Origin of the sequence: Aquiflexum gelatinilyticum, from assembly GCF_024741135.1 — a bacterium.
GTDB classification, from domain to species: Bacteria; Bacteroidota; Bacteroidia; order Cytophagales; family Cyclobacteriaceae; genus Cognataquiflexum; species Cognataquiflexum gelatinilyticum.
Genome location: NZ_JANSUY010000010.1, coordinates 78,767 through 96,513, shown reverse-complemented (window position 1 = coordinate 96,513; position 17,747 = coordinate 78,767). Strand labels below are relative to the sequence as shown.

13 protein-coding genes are annotated in these 17,747 nt (G+C 38.0%); 9 read left to right on the top strand and 4 right to left on the bottom strand.

What is annotated here, in order from left to right; translation table 11 throughout:
* Together NU887_RS12085 and NU887_RS12080 are read right to left on the bottom strand one after the other, a co-directional pair.
* On the bottom strand, positions 1-3,150 hold the full coding sequence (locus tag NU887_RS12085) for an efflux RND transporter permease subunit (RefSeq protein WP_258423639.1): 3,150 nt from the start codon (positions 3,148-3,150) through the stop codon (positions 1-3).
* A gap of 30 nt (positions 3,151-3,180) precedes the next feature.
* Complete coding sequence (locus NU887_RS12080; protein WP_258423638.1) at positions 3,181-4,335, bottom strand: efflux RND transporter periplasmic adaptor subunit; 1,155 nt, start codon at positions 4,333-4,335, stop codon at positions 3,181-3,183.
* A gap of 375 nt (positions 4,336-4,710) precedes the next feature.
* Between NU887_RS12080 and NU887_RS12075 the strand changes: the two genes are divergently transcribed.
* Positions 4,711-5,136 (top strand): c-type cytochrome, encoded by a 426-nt coding sequence (locus NU887_RS12075; protein WP_258423637.1) that lies wholly within the window; start codon positions 4,711-4,713, stop codon positions 5,134-5,136.
* Positions 5,137-6,374: 1,238 nt separating this feature from the next.
* Here NU887_RS12075 and NU887_RS12070 read toward each other — a convergent pair.
* Complete coding sequence (locus NU887_RS12070; protein WP_258423636.1) at positions 6,375-6,545, bottom strand: hypothetical protein; 171 nt, start codon at positions 6,543-6,545, stop codon at positions 6,375-6,377.
* Positions 6,546-7,165: 620 nt separating this feature from the next.
* Here NU887_RS12070 and NU887_RS12065 point away from each other — a divergent pair.
* The 8 genes from NU887_RS12065 to NU887_RS12030 all read left to right on the top strand — a co-directional run bounded on the left by NU887_RS12065 (position 7,166) and on the right by NU887_RS12030 (position 16,681).
* A complete protein-coding gene (locus NU887_RS12065; protein ID WP_258423635.1) occupies positions 7,166-8,623 on the top strand; it encodes a Fic family protein in 1,458 nt (485 codons plus the stop codon).
* 119 nt (positions 8,624-8,742) lie between these two features.
* Positions 8,743-9,327 (top strand): hypothetical protein, encoded by a 585-nt coding sequence (locus NU887_RS12060; protein ID WP_258423634.1) that lies wholly within the window; start codon positions 8,743-8,745, stop codon positions 9,325-9,327.
* A 95-nt stretch (positions 9,328-9,422) separates the two neighbouring features.
* Positions 9,423-10,349: a GIY-YIG nuclease family protein gene (locus NU887_RS12055; protein ID WP_258423633.1), complete on the top strand. Its 927-nt coding sequence runs from the start codon at positions 9,423-9,425 to the stop codon at positions 10,347-10,349.
* 69 nt (positions 10,350-10,418) lie between these two features.
* The gene (locus tag NU887_RS12050) at positions 10,419-11,078 is read left to right on the top strand and encodes a DNA methyltransferase family protein (protein WP_258423632.1); all 660 of its coding nucleotides are present in this window, start codon (positions 10,419-10,421) and stop codon (positions 11,076-11,078) included.
* A complete protein-coding gene (locus NU887_RS12045) occupies positions 11,075-12,595 on the top strand; it encodes an Eco57I restriction-modification methylase domain-containing protein (protein WP_258423631.1) in 1,521 nt (506 codons plus the stop codon). Before NU887_RS12050 ends, NU887_RS12045 begins: the two co-directional genes overlap by 4 nt.
* Complete coding sequence (locus tag NU887_RS12040) at positions 12,588-15,095, top strand: GIY-YIG nuclease family protein (RefSeq protein WP_258423629.1); 2,508 nt, start codon at positions 12,588-12,590, stop codon at positions 15,093-15,095. The genes NU887_RS12045 and NU887_RS12040 overlap by 8 nt, the downstream gene beginning before the upstream one ends.
* An 83-nt stretch (positions 15,096-15,178) precedes the next feature.
* Entirely contained in the window at positions 15,179-15,601 is a 423-nt protein-coding gene (locus NU887_RS12035; protein WP_258423628.1) for a hypothetical protein, read from the top strand.
* A 180-nt stretch (positions 15,602-15,781) separates the two neighbouring features.
* Positions 15,782-16,681, top strand: a complete 900-nt coding sequence (locus NU887_RS12030) for a phospholipase D family protein (RefSeq protein ID WP_258423627.1) — start codon at positions 15,782-15,784, stop codon at positions 16,679-16,681.
* Positions 16,682-16,865: 184 nt separating this feature from the next.
* Here NU887_RS12030 and NU887_RS12025 read toward each other — a convergent pair whose 3' ends face one another.
* Positions 16,866-17,744, bottom strand: a complete 879-nt coding sequence (locus NU887_RS12025; RefSeq protein ID WP_258423626.1) for a 3-hydroxyacyl-CoA dehydrogenase — start codon at positions 17,742-17,744, stop codon at positions 16,866-16,868.
* Positions 17,745-17,747: the final 3 nt, after the last annotated feature.

Genomic DNA, 17,747 nt, shown 5'->3' with positions numbered 1-17,747 from the left:
TCAATGAGCCGGTTCTGATGGTGAAATAGGTGCATCTGATTTTTTCTTTTTTGCTCCGATGCTTTCAATAAGTACATATAATCCCGGAACCACAATGACACCGATTATGGTTGCGATCAAGGTACCGCTGAATACTGCCATTCCCATGACTTTTCGGGCTTCCGAACCTGCGCCGGATGCTGTAAGCAAAGGAACGACACCCAACATAAAAGCAAGGGATGTCATTATGATCGGTCGTAGCCTAAGTTTTGCCGCTTTGAGTGCAGCTTCCAAAAGTGGTGTCCCGGCTTCGTATTCCATCTTGGCAAATTCCACGATCAGGATGGCGTTTTTAGCGGTAAGACCGATGAGCATTACCAATCCGATTTGGGCAAAGACATTGTTGACATAGCTTGAGCTCCAAAAGCCTCCCAACCACAAGCCGAGATAGGCCCCTAGAATTGCTGCAGGAACACCAAGCAACACGCTGAATGGCAATTTCCAGCTTTCATATTGCGCAGCAAGAATCAGAAACACAAAGACCAAAGCCATCAAGAACATGGTACTTCCGGTACCTTCAGCGGCTTTTTCCTGATAGGACATGTTACTCCAAGCGATGCTGAGTTCTTTTGGCAGCCCAGCCGCCACTTCCTCCAAAGCCTTGATTGCTTGGGAAGAACTGAATCCGGCCTTCGGAGCTCCTGAGATTTCAGCCGAACGGTACATATTAAACCTGTTTGTGGTGGCGGGTCCTGAAATATCTTCTACTGTGGTGACCGTACCCAAGGGAATAATCTCCCCTTTCTTACTCCTCACATAATATTTGGACAAATCAGAGGGGTCTAGACGATCTTCCCCTTCAGCTTGTACAAAGACCTTGTATTGCCTGCCAAATCTGTTGAAATCATTCAAGTAGGCACTACCCAAATAAGTGGAAATGGTACTTGTAATTTCGGATAGGTCAATCCCAAGTTTTTCTGCTTTGTCATAATCTATCCTGATTTTCTTTTGGGGAACATTTGACCGGAAGAGAGTGAAAATATTGCCGATCTCAGGTCTCTTCCTAGCTTCTGCAATAAACAACTGGGCCTGTTCATCCAAATACTGAGGGGTATTCCCTGACCTGTCCTGAAGCTGAAGCGTAAATCCGGCGGAGGTTCCCAGACCTTCGATAGGAGGCGGTCCAAAAGCAATGGCAGAGGCCTCTGACACCAAGTTTCGGAAAGCAAAATTGGTGGCGGCTACCAATTCTTTTGCTGTTCGGCTTCTTTCATCCCATGGTTTTAGTGAAATAAACACAAAAGCATTGTTGGTAGAATAAGAACCTGAGATCAAACTGTACCCCAAAACCATGGTGGAATATTCGATTTCTTCAAATTCGGAAAGGATATGTTCAACCTTTTTAGCTACCTGATCAGTCCTATCAATAGATGCCGCATCCGGTAATTGGATGTTTACTAAATAATAACCTTCGTCTTCCTCCGGTAAAAATCCTCCGGGAATTCCTTTGCCCAACAAAACCACAAAAACCAAGACTACCCCGATGATCATCGCCGAGCGGATGGATTTTCTGGCCACGATCCCGGCAACACCTGTATATCCCAAAGTGAATTTGTCAAAGACCCTGTTGAATCCATTGAAGAACTTTTGGAGTCCTCCATTCGATTCCTTCTTAGGCTTAAGCAGGATGGCACAAAGCGCGGGGCTAAGCGTCAAGGCATTGAATGCTGAAAACAACACCGAAATGGCAATGGTGATGGCGAATTGCTGATATAAACGGCCTGTGATCCCTCCTGCAAAAGCCACAGGAACAAACACTGCCGCAAGTATCAGGGCAATGGCAACCACCGGACCCCCTACTTCTTTCATGGCTTTTTGGGTTGCTTCCTTTGGTTTCATCCCATGTTCGATGTTGTGCATCACGGCTTCCACCACCACAATCGCATCATCCACCACAAGTCCGATGGCCAAAACCAAACCGAGCAAAGACAAGACATTGACCGAAAATCCTAAAAGAGGGAAAATGATAAAGGTACCCAACAAAGAAACCGGCACTGTCAGCAAGGGTATCAAAGTTGCCCGCCAATCCTGAAGGAATAGGAACACCACCAAAATCACCAAAAATACCGCTTCAAAAAGCGTATGGATAATTTCTTCTATACCGACAGAAATTGCCCGGGTAGTATTCAATGATACTTCATATTGGAGGTCTTCAGGAAAATAGTTAACCAAATCATCCATCGTCTTTTTCACATCCTCTGACACCTCCAAGGCATTGGAACCCGGGATTTGAAAAACGACTATGGTGGAAGCAGAATTTGCATTCAACCTACTTGAAGAACTGTAATTGTCCATTCCCAATTCAATTCTGCTGATGTCCTTCAACCTGACAATAGATCCTTTTTCATCAGATTTGACAATGATATTGCCGAATTCTTCTTCAGTTACCAATCTTTCCTGCAGCGCTACCGTGTAGGTGTAATCGACACCCGGAGGGGTTGGGGCCGCTCCGAATTTTCCGCCAGGTGATATGGCGTTTTGCTTTCTGACAGCATTGGAAACATCATTTACCGTGAGATCGAGTTTGGTGAGTTGGTCGGGGTTCAACCAGATTCTCATCGAATAATCAGCCCCACCAAATAGGAAAACGTCCCCAACACCTTTGAGACGCTTGAGTTGGTCGACAATATTGATGTTGGCATAATTGTTCAGGAAAAGTCCGTCATAAGTTTTGTTGGGAGAGGTTAGAGATACTAGCATCAAAGGAAAAACCAATGATTTCTTGGTCGTAACCCCAAAATTCTTGACTTCTGTCGGCATTTTTGCCGTGGCTTGAGATACCCTGTTTTGGGTCAGCATGTTGGCATTGTCCAAATCAGTGCCCACCTCAAAAGAAACCTGAAGAATCAATGTTCCATCTGCGGCATTGATGGATTTCATATAGAGCATGTTTTCCACCCCGTTCACCTGCTGTTCGATAGGAGTGGCCACCGCTTGTTCGACGTTGACGGCATTTGCACCGGTATAATTGGTGGTGACCTGAACCATCGGCGGGGTGATTTCAGGGTATTTGGAAACAGGTATTCCCCGTAGCGTAATCAATCCCATGATGATCATCAGGATCGATATTACCATTGCGACTATGGGCCTTCGGATGAAAAATTCACTCATAAAAACTGGTCTCAGTTAAAGGTTTTGACTTTATTGATTGGGGGAGTTCTCCGGCCATTTTTGCTCGACTGCTTCTATTTTGGCATCAGGAGTCAAGCTGGCAGAACCGATAATGGCAATCCTGTCACCTGCATTTATACCTTTGGTAATGATCCACCCATCTCCGGACTTTGGACCTGTTTCCACAGGAACTGCCTTTACTGTGCTGGAATCCGTCACAACAAAAACCCTTGAAATATGCTGTAACTGCATGACTGCACGCTGAGGGACCATAATGGCACCGGGAAAGGTCTTGATCAAAACCCTTGATTTGACAAACAGACCCGGTCTCAATATTCCTTTTGGGTTAGGAAATCTTGCCTCGATGGTCAGGGTACCTGTTTTGGGATCTACCTCTCTATCCGCAAAATCAACTTCGCCGGTCTCTGAATAAAGAGATCCATCCGCCATGATGAGTTGGATGTTTTTCTTTGCCGTCTCCAATTCTCCTGTTGTCATTTGTGTCAACCTGAGGTATTCCCTTTCACTGATCTGAAACCTTACCCGTACTGCACCGATGCTGGAAATGGTCGTCAAAACTGAAGTGGTACCAGACCTCGTGACGTAATCACCTACTCTAAAATTTGAGATTCCGACCAATCCATCAAATGGGGCATATACCCTCGTATAGCCATATTCCACTTTGGCATTTTCAAGCGATGCTTCAGCAGCCCTGACTTGGGCTAGGGATGCTTCATACTTTGCTTTGGCATTGTCGAGGTCCTGCTTGCTCAAGGCATTCATATCTGCAAGCGGCTTTACACGGCTTAGTTCACCCTCTGCACGTACCATCTCGGTTTGGGTGGCAGTCAGTTGACTTCTGACTTGATCAACCCTGTTTTTATATTGGATATCATCAATGATATAGAGCAAATCGCCCTTTTTCACAAAAGAACCTTCCTTGAAATTGACAGAAGTGACCCATCCTTCCACTCTTGCCCGGATATCTACATCTGATTCCCCAAATACCTGGGCAACATATTCCTCAAAAATCGGAACGTCTTTTTGAATGGCTTTCACCACATTGACTTTGACAGGAGGAAGGATAATTTCTTCTTTTTTGGTACATCCCATGACCAAGCCAATTGTCACAAAATACAGTGTCGGCTTTTGAAGGAATCGTAAATAGGTAGCGTTAAATCTCATAATCTTGAGGGAATGAAAGTCGGAGGACAGTTTTTTATTTGAAATTTAGAGGAGGAGGAATTGGTCTATATTTTAAAAGGGCATTGTCAAAAGGGAATATTTCTTTTTGGTTCATTTGAAAAAGAAAATCATAAGTTGTTTTGTCAAATTAATTCTATCCATAAAACTTTATACAAAATTCTAAAATTGTAGGGAGTAGGGGACATGCAATTTTTATCGTAATTTATTATTTGACCGAAAATAGAAATAAAAACCAAACATGACAATTATCAGGTTTGGGGTTATTAATAAATATATGAAATTCAATTTATCCTTACAAAATTTGGCAAGTATATCAATTGCCGAAAGGGGTTTAAGGCGTAAAATCAATATAAAATGAAAAAAATGAAGGGCCCGTTATTTATTTTTTTGATAAGTCTATTGGTATATTCTTGTGCTGAAAAAAAGTCTTTAGAGGAAAAATCCATCACCTTAAATCAAAAAGAAAAAGATTATATCAAGGCCATTCCGGGCGAAGACCAAGAACTTGATGCGGAGCTTATAAAGAAAGGTGAGGTGTTGGTGGCCTATTCAGATTGTTACGATTGCCACAAAGAGGTTAACCGTGCCAAAGGACCGGCTTTCAGGGATATTGCCAAGAGATATCCTGCCAATACAATTTATATTGAACATTTGGCCCGACAGGTGATCAGGGGAAGCAAAGGTTCTTGGGGATATCCTGTGATGAGTCCCCATCCCCAAGTAAAGAAAGAGGATGCGGAGGCCATGGTGACTTTTATCCTTTCTCTCAGGGGTCAGTGATTTTAATCTATTTTACTGCAAAGGACACCAAGGTTTAGCAATGGTCGCAAAGATTTTGCCCCCTAATTCCCCTGGAGGGGGACTAAGGTCAAACAAATAGGAATTTGTTTAGGGTTGTAGTGAAGTGTAATGCCGAACAACTCTCTGTCTGACAGTCCGCCGCGGCGGAGCGAAATATTGGTAGCCATGGGCAAGGTGATACATTGATTCACATACTTTCTCAAATCATTATGCACCGCAGCCCATGGTTAAATAGGAATGCCGTTATTTTTAATTTCGGTCACGGATTTAGTAAAGTAGGGGAATCTCCAATACCGAAATGGGAGGGGTGTTTTTTTTACCGCAAAGGACAGTAAGGTTTCGCAATGGTCGCGAAGATTTTGCCCCCTAATCCCCCTGGAGGGGGACTAATGTCAAACAAATAGGAATTTGGTTAGTGTTGTAGTGAAGTGTAATGCCGAATAACTCTCAGTCAGACAGTCCGCCGCGGCGGAGCGAAATATTAGCAGCCATGGGTAAGGTGCTAGATCTATCCTTATACTACCAAGAATCCCCATGCACCGCGGCCCATGGTTAAATAGGAATGCTGTTATTTTTATTTCGGTCAGGGATTTAGCAAAGTGGGAGAATCCTCATTACCGAAATGGTGAGGGTGTTTTTCTAATAAAATTGTTTAATTTATTCTTCATGTATTGTTCTCTGTCACTTTTTGTCTTGAAACAAAAAGTAACCAAAAAGTTCAAGCGCAATAATCCTTCCCCGCTCAGGGCCACCGCCGGCCCGGAATTGCGCTTCCTCCCCGCTGTTGTTCCATAATAGGAATTTTTCGAAAGAGGAAGATTACCCACGGCTAATGTTTGTGTCTCCACAAACATTATTTTCCTCCCCGGCTTGGCCTGAGGAAATGTATTTTAACCGCAATGGACGCCAAGGTTTCGCAATGGACGCAAGCAGTCTTGGGATTATAGTCCGCCGCGGCGGAGTGAAATATTTATAGCCATGGGTAAGGTGCTAGATCAATCTTAATACTATCAATAATCATCATGCACCGCAGCCCATGGTTAAATAGGAAGGCCGTTATTTTATTTCGGTCATGGATTTAGTAAAGTGGGAGAATCCTCATTACCGAAAAGGTTGGGAAAATTTTATCATTTCAACTCTTCAAACCTGATGATTAATTGATTTATGTTATTTCCTTGTGTCACTTTTTGTCTAACCACAAAAAGTAACCAAAAAAGTCAAGAAATTTTAATCCTATCCACACACATGGCAACCGCCGGCCCGGAAAAATTTCCTCCTCCCCACCAGTTTTCCAAAACAGGATTTTCCTTAAGTATTTGATTATCAAACTTGCCGTTCAAAAGATTTCTCCAAAAAAAGCCACATCGTGGCGAAATCTTCGTAGCCATGGGAAAGGTGCTAGGATTAACTTTCTACTATCACAAATCTCCCTGCACCGCAGCCCATGGTGAAATAGGAATTCTATTATTTTAATTTCGGTCACGGATTTAGTAAAGTAGGGGAATCTCCAATACCGAAATGGGAGGGGTAATCTAGTAAGGAACAGCAAGGATGGTGTAGATAGGAAGTAGCTCAAGGGTAACCCAAAGGCGGAGTATCCCTAACTCAGACACGGAGTATCCCTAACTCAGACACGGAGTATGAGTAGGGGAAGTATAGGGGAAGGTGGGCGGGACTATACCTTTGGGGTAGGGGAACATGCCCCAAAACCATGACATGATTCTACTTTGGAATATTACCCTTCTATCAATTTTTTGAAAAATACCCAGATCACGGTATTTTTATGTTCTTAGGGAATGGGTAAGTTTGGGAAATAGGAGAATGGCGATCGAGTATATGATTTGAGATCAATTTAGATAAAAATCCAATCAGATTTTATCAGCATTTGAATAAAGGAAACCAAGCTTATTTCTCCGATATAGTCAGATATGTCGGGAAAAACCTGATAAAAAAAATTAAATTATAGGGCAATTTAAAAAATGGCAGAACAATTTAAAAATTGTAGACTATGAGATATAAAATTCCAAACATATCAGCAAATCTTGATTTAAATGAAAATTTAAAAAACATAGATAAAATCATTGACAATCTTAATAAAAGAAGAGATGCAGGACTTGATAAGGATTTAGAAAATCGATTAAAAAAGCATTTGCTAATATCTTCAGTCTATAACTCCAATGCTATTGAAGGAAATAAATTGTCTCTAAGAGAAACTGAAATTATTCTAGATGGGATGGTCGTAAATGAAAGGCCCTTAAAAGACGAAATTGAAGCTCGATCCCTTTCAAATGCAACTGAATACCTGTACAAGCTCATAGATGGCAGAGAGCCACTGACCCAGAGAACACTTTTGGAACTTCATGATTTATTAATGAAGAATATACCCAATATTGATGGAGGTAAATTTAGGACAGAAGAAGTAAGTATTAAAAACTCTGATCATAAACCAATTTATTGGGCTGATGTTCAAGACGAAATTGATGAATTATTTAAATGGATGAACCGCAACATGCACAAATACAATCCAATAATAATGTGTTCAATTTTACACCATTGGTTGGCATGGATTCACCCGTTTAGTGATGGTAATGGGAGAGTATCAAGACTTTTTACAAATTTTTTTCTACTACAAAAAGGATTTCCTGAGATAGTTGTAAAAATTGCGGATCGTGATAGATATTACAATTCTTTAATCGATGCTGACAACGGAGATATTACTAATCTAGTCGAACTATTCTCTGATAAAATAAGACAAACGGTAAACGTATATGAAGAATTCCTAAATGAACATGAACGGCTTTTACAGTGGCATAAAAAATACAAACAAATTGGTTCAGAAGACTATTCAAAAGCCAAGGAAACCTTTTCTTACGAATATGAAGTTTGGAGAAATCAAATTAATGTTTTTAAAACCTTACTTTTTAAAAACGTAGATACACTTTCTGATGTTTTACCTAATATCACTTTTTATGCCAAAGAATACGATATACTCTCCTACAGTCAGTATTTAGACATAATGGAAGACAGAAAGGTGTCAAACACATGGTATATTGTAATTTCTATTCACAATAAGGAAAATGATAAAAGTATGGGGTTTGTATTTTATTTTGAAAGATTCAGACCAACAGGTAAAGCAAACATTGTAGAAATAAAATCGAAGAGACCTCCAAATATTAAACTTTTTGTGACTGCTAGGAAAGATCAAAACTCTATTCGGCTTGAGCGTAGTGTGGATTTAGTAAACATTGGAACACATGGAGATCAATTGTCATTTGGAGTGCATAATAGAAATTGGGACCCTAAACTAAAGGATAAAAATGGAAAGGCTTCAATTATCACAATTAAAGAGAACCCTAGCAAAATAATTAGAACATTTCTAGACCAAATACTATACAATTATTTTGATGTTGGAAAAAAACGCCCAATTACAGCAGCTACACGCAATCAGGGCGGGCGTACTTCTTAGAACAGGAAAGTGCAAAATTTAAAGTTAAGTACTTCTTTGGAAGTTCAGTGGAAAAAATCCCTGCCTGTGTATAGCTGAAAAACATTAGTCAGAATTTTAGAAATCACAAACATATAGAAATGACATCTATATTGACAGATAGTTTAAGAGAAGATTTTTTTATCAAACTTTACTTTGACACTAAAAACGGATTTTACAGCGCAGGAATAAAACGAGCATTTTTAGATTTTAGTCGAACGTTAGTAATTAAAAATGAGTATCGAGCTAAATTGAGACAAAGCGCAGAAAATTTCATATTTACTCAATTGACATCTGTAACTCAAAATCAATTTAATAACCAAAAAGATTTTGACAGTTTCCATAGACTAAGTTGTGAAAGACTTATAGACACTTGGGAAGAATTAAATTTCGGACAAGCTCAAAAATGGATAAATATGACATTAAAATATTGGTTGTTATTCGGTGACAAAAGAATTAAAGGAATTGAAAAAAATGCAAAATACTTTCACATTCCCATTGATAGCTATGTTCAAAAAGGATTGTTTAATGAAAAAAACCCTAAACCTTGGAGCAAAATAAAGACTTACGAAGTATATTTTGAATATCAACAGAAACACAGAGACAAGGAAACGGGAAATTATCCAATCATTGACGAATTTAATTTCTTTAATGTGTACGAACATGCTTTTCGGAAAATACCCTGATTATCGCATAGGGAAAAAAGAGATTTTAGGATTAGATTAGCAAATCAGAAAAATTAAGAGAATCCTTAGCTCAATAAATATCAAAAATTAATATAATGACTGTTTTTGGAAAAAGTATCAGAATTTATTTAAAAGATGGTACCGTGACAGGGATTAAATTTGGAGAAGTAGTTAATCAAACAATCCAATCTATATCTTGTCCTAGATCAAGAATTGGTGAATTGAGTAGTTATCCCGAATCAAAAAGGCCGGGTGTTTATTTTTTGTTTGGATTAGATGAGGAATCAGGAAATGCCAAATCATATATTGGTGAAGCTGAAAATGTTTTTGATAGACTACAACATCATATTGCAAATAAGGAATTTTGGAATGAAGTAATTTTTTTTGTCAGCAAAGATGAAAATTTAACAAAATCTCATGTCAAATATCTTGAAAGCAGACTGATTCAAATAGCATTAACCACTAAAAGATATAAGATTGATAATTATAATCAATCGCAATTATCCTCACTTCCTCTTGCTGATAGAGATGCCATGGAAGAGTTTTTAACCTATGTAAAGTTACTAATCGGTGTTTTAGGACATAAATTGTTAGAAGATATTACATTGCCATCTGCTCAATTGCCAATAAAAGACAATACTTCATCAAATATCCCAAAAACAGGAATTTCTAATGATCTTAATTCAGGTACTAGCCTCGAGCTGTTTTTAAATACATCGGGATATAAAGCAAGTGCATTTCAGACTGATGAGGGAATTGTTGTTTTAAAAGGATCAGAAGCTGCCAAAGAAAACACAAACAGTCTTGCAATTGGATATGTTGACCTTAAAGAAAAATTGATACAAAATGGGGTTTTAAAAATGGAAGGAGAAAAATATATCTTTCAGGAAAATACATTATTCAGTACTGCTTCTCCTGCAGCTGCAATTGTTGTTGGATATAATATTAACGGTCCGCAATTTTGGAAAAATATAAATGGGAAATCTCTAAAAGAAATTGAAAAAGAGAAAGTGAAGTCTTAGGATTTGAATTTTCATAAATAGATACTGATTTATGATCTTATTAAATCAGGAACGGGAAAAAATCAAAATATGGCTCAAGATAAAGTAGAAGTAGGTGTTCAAGTAAAATCTAAAAAGCGGGTAGCTGACCACGGAGAAGTTTTTACAAACGAACGTGAGGTTAATGCTATGCTTGACTTGGTAAAGCATGAAACAGAACGGATTGAATCAAAATTTTTGGAACCGGCCTGTGGAAATGGAAACTTTCTTGCCGAAGTTTTAAAAAGGAAATTAAAAGTAATTGATGAAAGATATTCCAAAAGTCAAATTGAATGGGAAAGAAATGCTTTGATTGCCGTCTGTTCGATTTATGGTGTAGAAATTCAGGAAGACAATGCTTTGGAATGTCAGGACAGGCTGTATCAGATTATTTACCAAAAGTATATGGGCATCTATGGGACCAACATTAAATCAGACTTTTTGAGAAGCATTCAATTTGTCCTCAATAGGAATATTTTGTGGGGGGATGCATTGGATTTTACTAATCCTATATCCAAGAAACCAATTGTTTTTTCAGATTGGAGTTTTGCAATTGGAGACTCAATAAAAAGAACAGATTATATTTTCAAATTCCTTGTAGAAAAAACGCATCAGTTTTCACTTTTCAATGATGAGGGAAATGTCGGTTCTATTGATGAACCTGTGAGAGATTTTCCGTTGGTACACTATCTTAAACTTGGGCAGAAATGATAAATGTAAATTACAATCCTGACGTTTTATCCTGTCTTGCAAATCTAAGCAACGACGAAGTATTTACGCCACCAGGTTTGGTTAATGACATTTTAGACTTGCTTCCCCTTGACCTGTGGAGCAACCAAAACGCTAAATTTTTAGACCCTGTTTCTAAAAGTGGTGTATTCTTAAGGGAAATGGCAAAGCGGTTAATGGAAGGATTAGAAACCCAAATACCCAATAAGCAGGACCGTATCAACCATATTTTTAGCAAGCAATTGTATGGAATTGCCATTACCGATTTAACCGCTCTACTTTCTCGCAGAAGTGTGTATTGTTCCAAAACTGCCAATGGTAAATACTCCATTTGTGAAACCTTTAATGATGAGCAGGGCAACATTCGTTACAAACGAATGAAACACACTTGGCAAAATGGAAAATGTAGCTATTGCGGAGCAAGCCAAGAAGTGTACGACCGAGAAGATGCCTTGGAAACATATGCTTACAACTTTATTCACACTGACACACCTTACAATATATTCAATATGAAATTTGATGTAATCGTTGGCAATCCTCCTTATCAATTAAGCGATGGAGGACACGGCAGAAGTGCTAAACCGCTTTATCATAAATTTATACAACAAGCAATAAAATTGAATCCTAAATACCTATCTATGATTGTACCTGATAGGTGGTTTGCGGGAGGTAAAGGATTAAATGAATTTAGGGATCAAATGCTTAATGATAAACGATTTAGGAAAATAGTAGATTATACATCTGCTTCAGATGCATTTCCTGGTGCTGATGTTCCTGGTGGGGTTTGTTATTTTCTTTGGGACAAATCATATAATGGTGAAACAGAAATTGAAATTAGAAATGGGTACCAAATTGATATCTCAATAAGATATTTAAACGAGTTTGATACTTTTATTCGATATTCAACTGCTGCTGACGTAATCAAAAAAGTACGAGCAAATTCAAAATCATTTATGAGTAACCATGTCTCTAGCAGAAAACCATTTGGTTTGGCAACAAACGAAAGACCTAAATCAAGAGGTGATTTGAAGCTAAAATATTATGGTGGTTATGGAAGATACCCAAGCAATTTAATAACAGTTGGAAGTGAATTGATTCCACTTTGGAAAGTTATAACTTCCAAAACATCTTATGACCATGCTGGTCAACCAGATAAAGAAGGAAAGCGGCGAGTATTTTCAACTTTAGAAATATTAAAGCCAAATGAAATTTGCACAGAAACTTACATTATTGTTGGCTCCTTCAGTTCCGAAAGAGAATGCCTAAACTTGTTAAGTTATTTAAAGACAAAATTTACAAGATTTCTAGTTTCTCAATTATCATTTTCACAGGATATTACCAAAGACAGATTTGCTTTTGTGCCATTGCAAGATTTTTCAGAATCTTGGACAGATGAAAAATTAAACCTTAAATATGGATTAACATTAGAGGAAATATCTTTTATTGACTCAATGATACGACCTATGGAACTATCTAAAAATTCAGAAGTAGATGAGTAAAAAAGAATTCTTCCCTCCAAGGCCGTCAACAAATCCGACCATTTATGCATACGAATTGGTGGGTGTGGATACGCACAAGGGTTTAATCAAAATTGGCTTCACCGATAGAAATGCACAAACACGTATTAATGAGCAATTAGGAACTGCTGCCATTCAATACCGGATTGTTTTTGAAGAGTCGGCAATGAAACGTGACGGAAGTTCATTCTCTGATCATGAAGTACATAAGGTTTTGAGAGGATGGAAAGTAGTAAACGCAAACGGAGAATGGTTTAAATGTACTTTAAATGATTTGCGGAGAGCGCTTCATCAAATCAAAACAGGTGAAAAGTCTGAAGAAAATCGTGTGCTTACTTTTGGAATGCGACCTGAACAAGAGGAAGCAGTAAATAAATCAATTGCCTATTTCAAGAGTTTCAAGAAAGAAAATAAAGACAGAACGCCCCACTTTTTATGGAACGCCAAAATGCGCTTTGGTAAAACCTTTGCCAGTTATCAATTGGCTCGAAAAATGGGGTGGTCAAAGATTTTAGTCCTCACCTTCAAGCCTGCTGTCCAAAGTGCATGGGACGAAGATTTATTGACTCATGTTGATTTTGAGGGTTGGCAGTTTATTGCCCGTAATGGCTTGTCATTTGAAGATGCCAATCACAAAAAACCAATTGTTTGTTTTGGTTCATTTCAAGATTATCTTGGAAAGAACACCAGTACGGGAGGAATAAAAACAAAAAATGAATGGGTGCATGCTACCCAATGGGATTGTGTGATATTTGATGAATACCATTATGGAGCTTGGAGGGAAAACGCCAAAGAACTTTTTGAAGCAGAAGGCAAAAAGGAATTGGAATTTGGGGAAGGCGAAGGAATAGATTTCTTCGATGAAGAAGCAATGCCCATCACCACCAATCATTATTTGTATCTGTCTGGAACACCCTTTAGGGCAATTGCTTCGGGAGAATTTATTGAAGAGCAGATTTTCAACTGGACTTATTCTGACGAACAAAAGGCTAAGGAAAATTGGGATGGACCAAACAATCCTTATGCTTCTTTGCCCAGAATGGTGATGATGACTTATCAGCTTCCTGATTCCATCAGAAAAATAGCAATGCAAGGGGAATTTGATGGGTTTGATTTAAACATCTTTTTTGCAGCTGAGGGTGAAGGCCGTACAGCAAGATTTAAATATGAAAATGAAGTTCAAAAATGGCTTGACCTAATTCGGGGTGCATTTAGCGAAACAACAGTTGATAATTTGAAACTAGGAGCTAAGAAACCTCCTTTGCCATTTTCTCATGCTCCTTTGCTCAATGTTCTCAATCATACCTTTTGGTTTTTGCCTACAGTTGCTTCCTGCAATGCAATGGATAATTTGCTCAAACAGCGGCAAAACAAATTTTACCATGACTATACTGTAGTTGTTGCAGCAGGACCAAAAGCTGGAATTGGTGTTCATGCTTTGCCTCCAGTTCAGGATGCAATGACTGATAATCCCTTGGAATCTAAGACTATTACACTTTCATGTGGAAAGCTTACTACGGGTATTTCGGTCAAACCCTGGACAGGCATTTTTATGCTGCGTAATTCTTCCAGTCCTGAAACCTATTTTCAAGCTGCTTTTAGGGTTCAGACTCCATGGGTTATTAAAAATCCGGATAGTAAATCCCCAAACAAAGAGGAAATTCTTAAAGAAGAATGTTATGTTTTTGATTTTGCGCCAGACCGGGCACTAAGGCAAATCGCTGATTACAGTTGTCGACTGAATGTAAATGAATCTAATCCTGAAGCAAAAGTTGCGGAGTTTATAAACTTCCTTCCTGTGTTGGCTTATGACGGAAGTTCAATGAAACAAGTAGATGCCGCAGGAATTTTGGATATGGCCATGAGTGGTACTACAGCTACGCTATTAGCAAGACGTTGGGAAAGTGCTTTGCTAGTCAATGTAGATAATAATACACTAGCAAGACTCATGGCTAATAAAGAGGCTATGGAGGCATTGATGAATATCGAGGGATTTAGAAACCTAAATCAGGAAATAGAAACCATCATCAACAAATCTGATGCTGTAAAAAAGGCAAAGAAAGAAGCCAATGATAAAGAACTTACTAAAAAACAAAAACAGGATTTAACAGATCAAGAAAAAGAATATAAAAATTTAAGAAAGCAAATTCAGGAAAAACTGATCAAGTTTGCGACAAGGATTCCTGTTTTTATGTATCTGACAGATTATCGGGAAAGAAGCCTTAGAGATGTTATCACTCAATTAGAGCCTGGTCTTTTTAAGAAAGTGACAGGCTTGACAGTTAAAGACTTTGAGTTATTGGTAAGTCTTGGAGTTTTTAATTCTGCCCTGATGAATGATGCTGTATACAAATTCAAGCGGTATGAGGATGCAAGTTTAGAGTATGTTGGGGTCAATAAGCATGAAAATGAGAATGTTGGTCTTTTTGATACAGTTATTTCCAGACAGGATTTTGAGGATAGTTTTGTAAATCAACCGTAATTCCTATTTCTTTTGTCAAGAATCATTTATTGAAGTCTTAAATTTTTGTACTAAGGTTTCTATCTAATAAATTTTCATATGCTATGATAAATATGATCCAAACTGAAAAAGACATTGTATACAAGCTCGCAGAAGTATTGACTAATAGGGTAGTAAAAAAATGTATTAGAGGATTGCAGAAATTGGATATAACAACCTCAAATGATCAAAGACTAAAATCAACTTGGGATGAAATTTGTGTTCAAATTCAAAGTCAACATTCTTTTTTTTGGGATAGTTATGTAGATATAATTTTAAATTATGTTGCAATGGAGGTAAACAGACTAGAATATTATGAGCAATTAGCAATTTATTTCCAAACAGATGAGGCAATGGGTATTGAAATTGAAAAAAATTGTTTACCGAAATTGAATAGAGTTGAAGTCATTGATTATATCACTAGAAAAGTTTATTGGAGTGGTAGCAACTGGTCAAATAAAGGAATTAGAGATTATTTGAAGGATTAGACTGGTTACCAAATTATGCTTTTTTAAACGAATCTAATTTTTGAAATTATTCTTTATGACTGTCAAGCATTTAAAAAGTATCTAGTTAAGATTGGGTGCTAAAATTAGATCAGGAAGTTAATTTTTTAAATATTAGTCTTTTTAAGTATCAAATTGGAAAACATCTCCCAAACTAAAAAAATGGCAAAGTTTTTAAATACAGATTTGATTAATGAGTGGATTCCTAAGCTGATTTCTGAGGCGGAAAGTGAACTTATTATAATTGTCCCTTATATAAAGACATCTGACAGGATATTTAAATATCTATGGGAAGCTAATAAAAGAGGTATAGCAATTACCCTTATTTATCGAGAGAACAAACTTTCTCAAACTGAAAAGGACAAACTTTATTCTCTGGACAACTTAAATCTAATGCACCATCCAAATGTGCATGCAAAATGCTATTATAGTGAGAATTACTTGTTGATCACCTCCATGAATCTTTATGAATATTCGGAAAAGAACAACCGTGAAATGGGTGTTTTATTGCATAAAGTCAACTTATCTTCCTCCAATTTTATGTCAAATGAGGATTCAGATGATATTTTTCAGGATGCGATTGCAGAAATAAAGACAATTATTAATTCTTCGCAATTTGAAAAAGAAAACAAAGAAACAAAAGAAGGTGGTTTTGAAATTGATTTAATCAAATCGAACAAGGATAGGGTAGAAGAGTACTGTAAATATTTGAATAAAATCTTTGTTCACAAAAGATTTGAAGCAGACGGTGAGGGACACAATTGGTGGCCGATATGTAAAAATTACTTTGACAGGATTGATGTTATTGTTGAGCACAGATATATACTTAGAATTAATTATCCTGAAGATAGATTAAAACAGATTTTTGACCGTTTCAAACCTCATTATAATGAATATAAATTTCGAGGTTTTAAGTTTTATTGGAATTACCATACCTCTACAATTACCTTATATCGGGATGGTAGAATTTATGGATGGGATGGAATTTCAGAAGAGGAGGATACCAAGAAAATGAAAAATGGTCTTGACGAATTGATTACATTTTTAAGGCAGTTTATTTAGGTTTTTAATTTCAGAATTATTCAAGAGATCCTTCACTTGTACCTTATTCAGGATGACGTGAAACCTTTTACCTTTCATCTCATTTTTGACTCTGAACCAAAGTAAACCCCGACCAAAAAAAAGGATGTAAGGCCAAATTCCCTACATCCCTTTTTGTAAATGGATATTCAAACCTGATCTCTGCTTACACCAAAAAATCAGGGTTTTTGTATTTTGGTTTGGGGTATTTGTAGAATCCCTCTCCGGATTTTTCACCGAGTTTTCCTGCGTCGACGTAGGTTTTCAGCAGGGCGGCAAAGGCTTGGGAAGCTTTGTCAGGCTGGTTTTTGGTGACATGCCAAGCGGTCTCCAAACCGATGGTATCCAAGATTCCAAAGGGACCTTTGGGCATGTTGAAGTTGACCATCCAAGACTTGTCAATGTCCTCAATCGAGGCGATGTCGTTTACCAAAAGCTTTCCTGCGGCGCCAATAAATGACATCAGCATGGTATTGAAGATATAACCGTTGTTTTCTTTTTTGACCAAAACAGGAACCTGTTCCAATGACCTGCCAAAGTCCATCAATAAGGGAATCAGTGCGGGGTCTGTACCCGGATGAGGCATGATGTCGACCACTTTTGCCGTAAATACATCATGGAAATGCAGGGCACAAAACCTGGAAGGACGGCCTGAAACTTCCGCAAACATGGAAGGCAGCAGGTAGGAGGTATTGGTGGTAAAAATGGTTTTTTCAGGAGCTATTTCTCCAAAGAGTTTCCACACTTCCGTTTTGACACTTACCTCTTCCAACACACTTTCATTGATAATATCTGCCTCATGGACAGCGACTTTTGGATCTTTGGTGAAAGTGATTTTTTCGATGGCCATCAAACCTGATTCGGATTCCAAGCCACTTGCTTTGGCAAGCTTGGTGACTATCGTTTCCATCACTTCTTTTGCGCTTTTCAGGGATTTGAGATTGATGTCATAAAGGGAAACCTCATATCCTGACAGGGCTGCCTGAAGGGCAACACGGGTTCCCAATGTACCTGCACCTAGAACACAAACTTTTTTGATTTTCATAGT

Coding starts and splice junctions, on each gene's coding strand:
- NU887_RS12085 (WP_258423639.1), bottom strand. CDS start 3,150: ATGAGTGAATTTTTCATCCGAAGGCCCATAGTCGCAATGGTAATATCG.
- NU887_RS12080 (WP_258423638.1), bottom strand. CDS start 4,335: ATGAGATTTAACGCTACCTATTTACGATTCCTTCAAAAGCCGACACTG.
- NU887_RS12075 (WP_258423637.1), top strand. CDS start 4,711: ATGAAAAAAATGAAGGGCCCGTTATTTATTTTTTTGATAAGTCTATTG.
- NU887_RS12070 (WP_258423636.1), bottom strand. CDS start 6,545: ATGGCTACGAAGATTTCGCCACGATGTGGCTTTTTTTGGAGAAATCTT.
- NU887_RS12065 (WP_258423635.1), top strand. CDS start 7,166: ATGAGATATAAAATTCCAAACATATCAGCAAATCTTGATTTAAATGAA.
- NU887_RS12060 (WP_258423634.1), top strand. CDS start 8,743: ATGACATCTATATTGACAGATAGTTTAAGAGAAGATTTTTTTATCAAA.
- NU887_RS12055 (WP_258423633.1), top strand. CDS start 9,423: ATGACTGTTTTTGGAAAAAGTATCAGAATTTATTTAAAAGATGGTACC.
- NU887_RS12050 (WP_258423632.1), top strand. CDS start 10,419: ATGGCTCAAGATAAAGTAGAAGTAGGTGTTCAAGTAAAATCTAAAAAG.
- NU887_RS12045 (WP_258423631.1), top strand. CDS start 11,075: ATGATAAATGTAAATTACAATCCTGACGTTTTATCCTGTCTTGCAAAT.
- NU887_RS12040 (WP_258423629.1), top strand. CDS start 12,588: ATGAGTAAAAAAGAATTCTTCCCTCCAAGGCCGTCAACAAATCCGACC.
- NU887_RS12035 (WP_258423628.1), top strand. CDS start 15,179: ATGATAAATATGATCCAAACTGAAAAAGACATTGTATACAAGCTCGCA.
- NU887_RS12030 (WP_258423627.1), top strand. CDS start 15,782: ATGGCAAAGTTTTTAAATACAGATTTGATTAATGAGTGGATTCCTAAG.
- NU887_RS12025 (WP_258423626.1), bottom strand. CDS start 17,744: ATGAAAATCAAAAAAGTTTGTGTTCTAGGTGCAGGTACATTGGGAACC.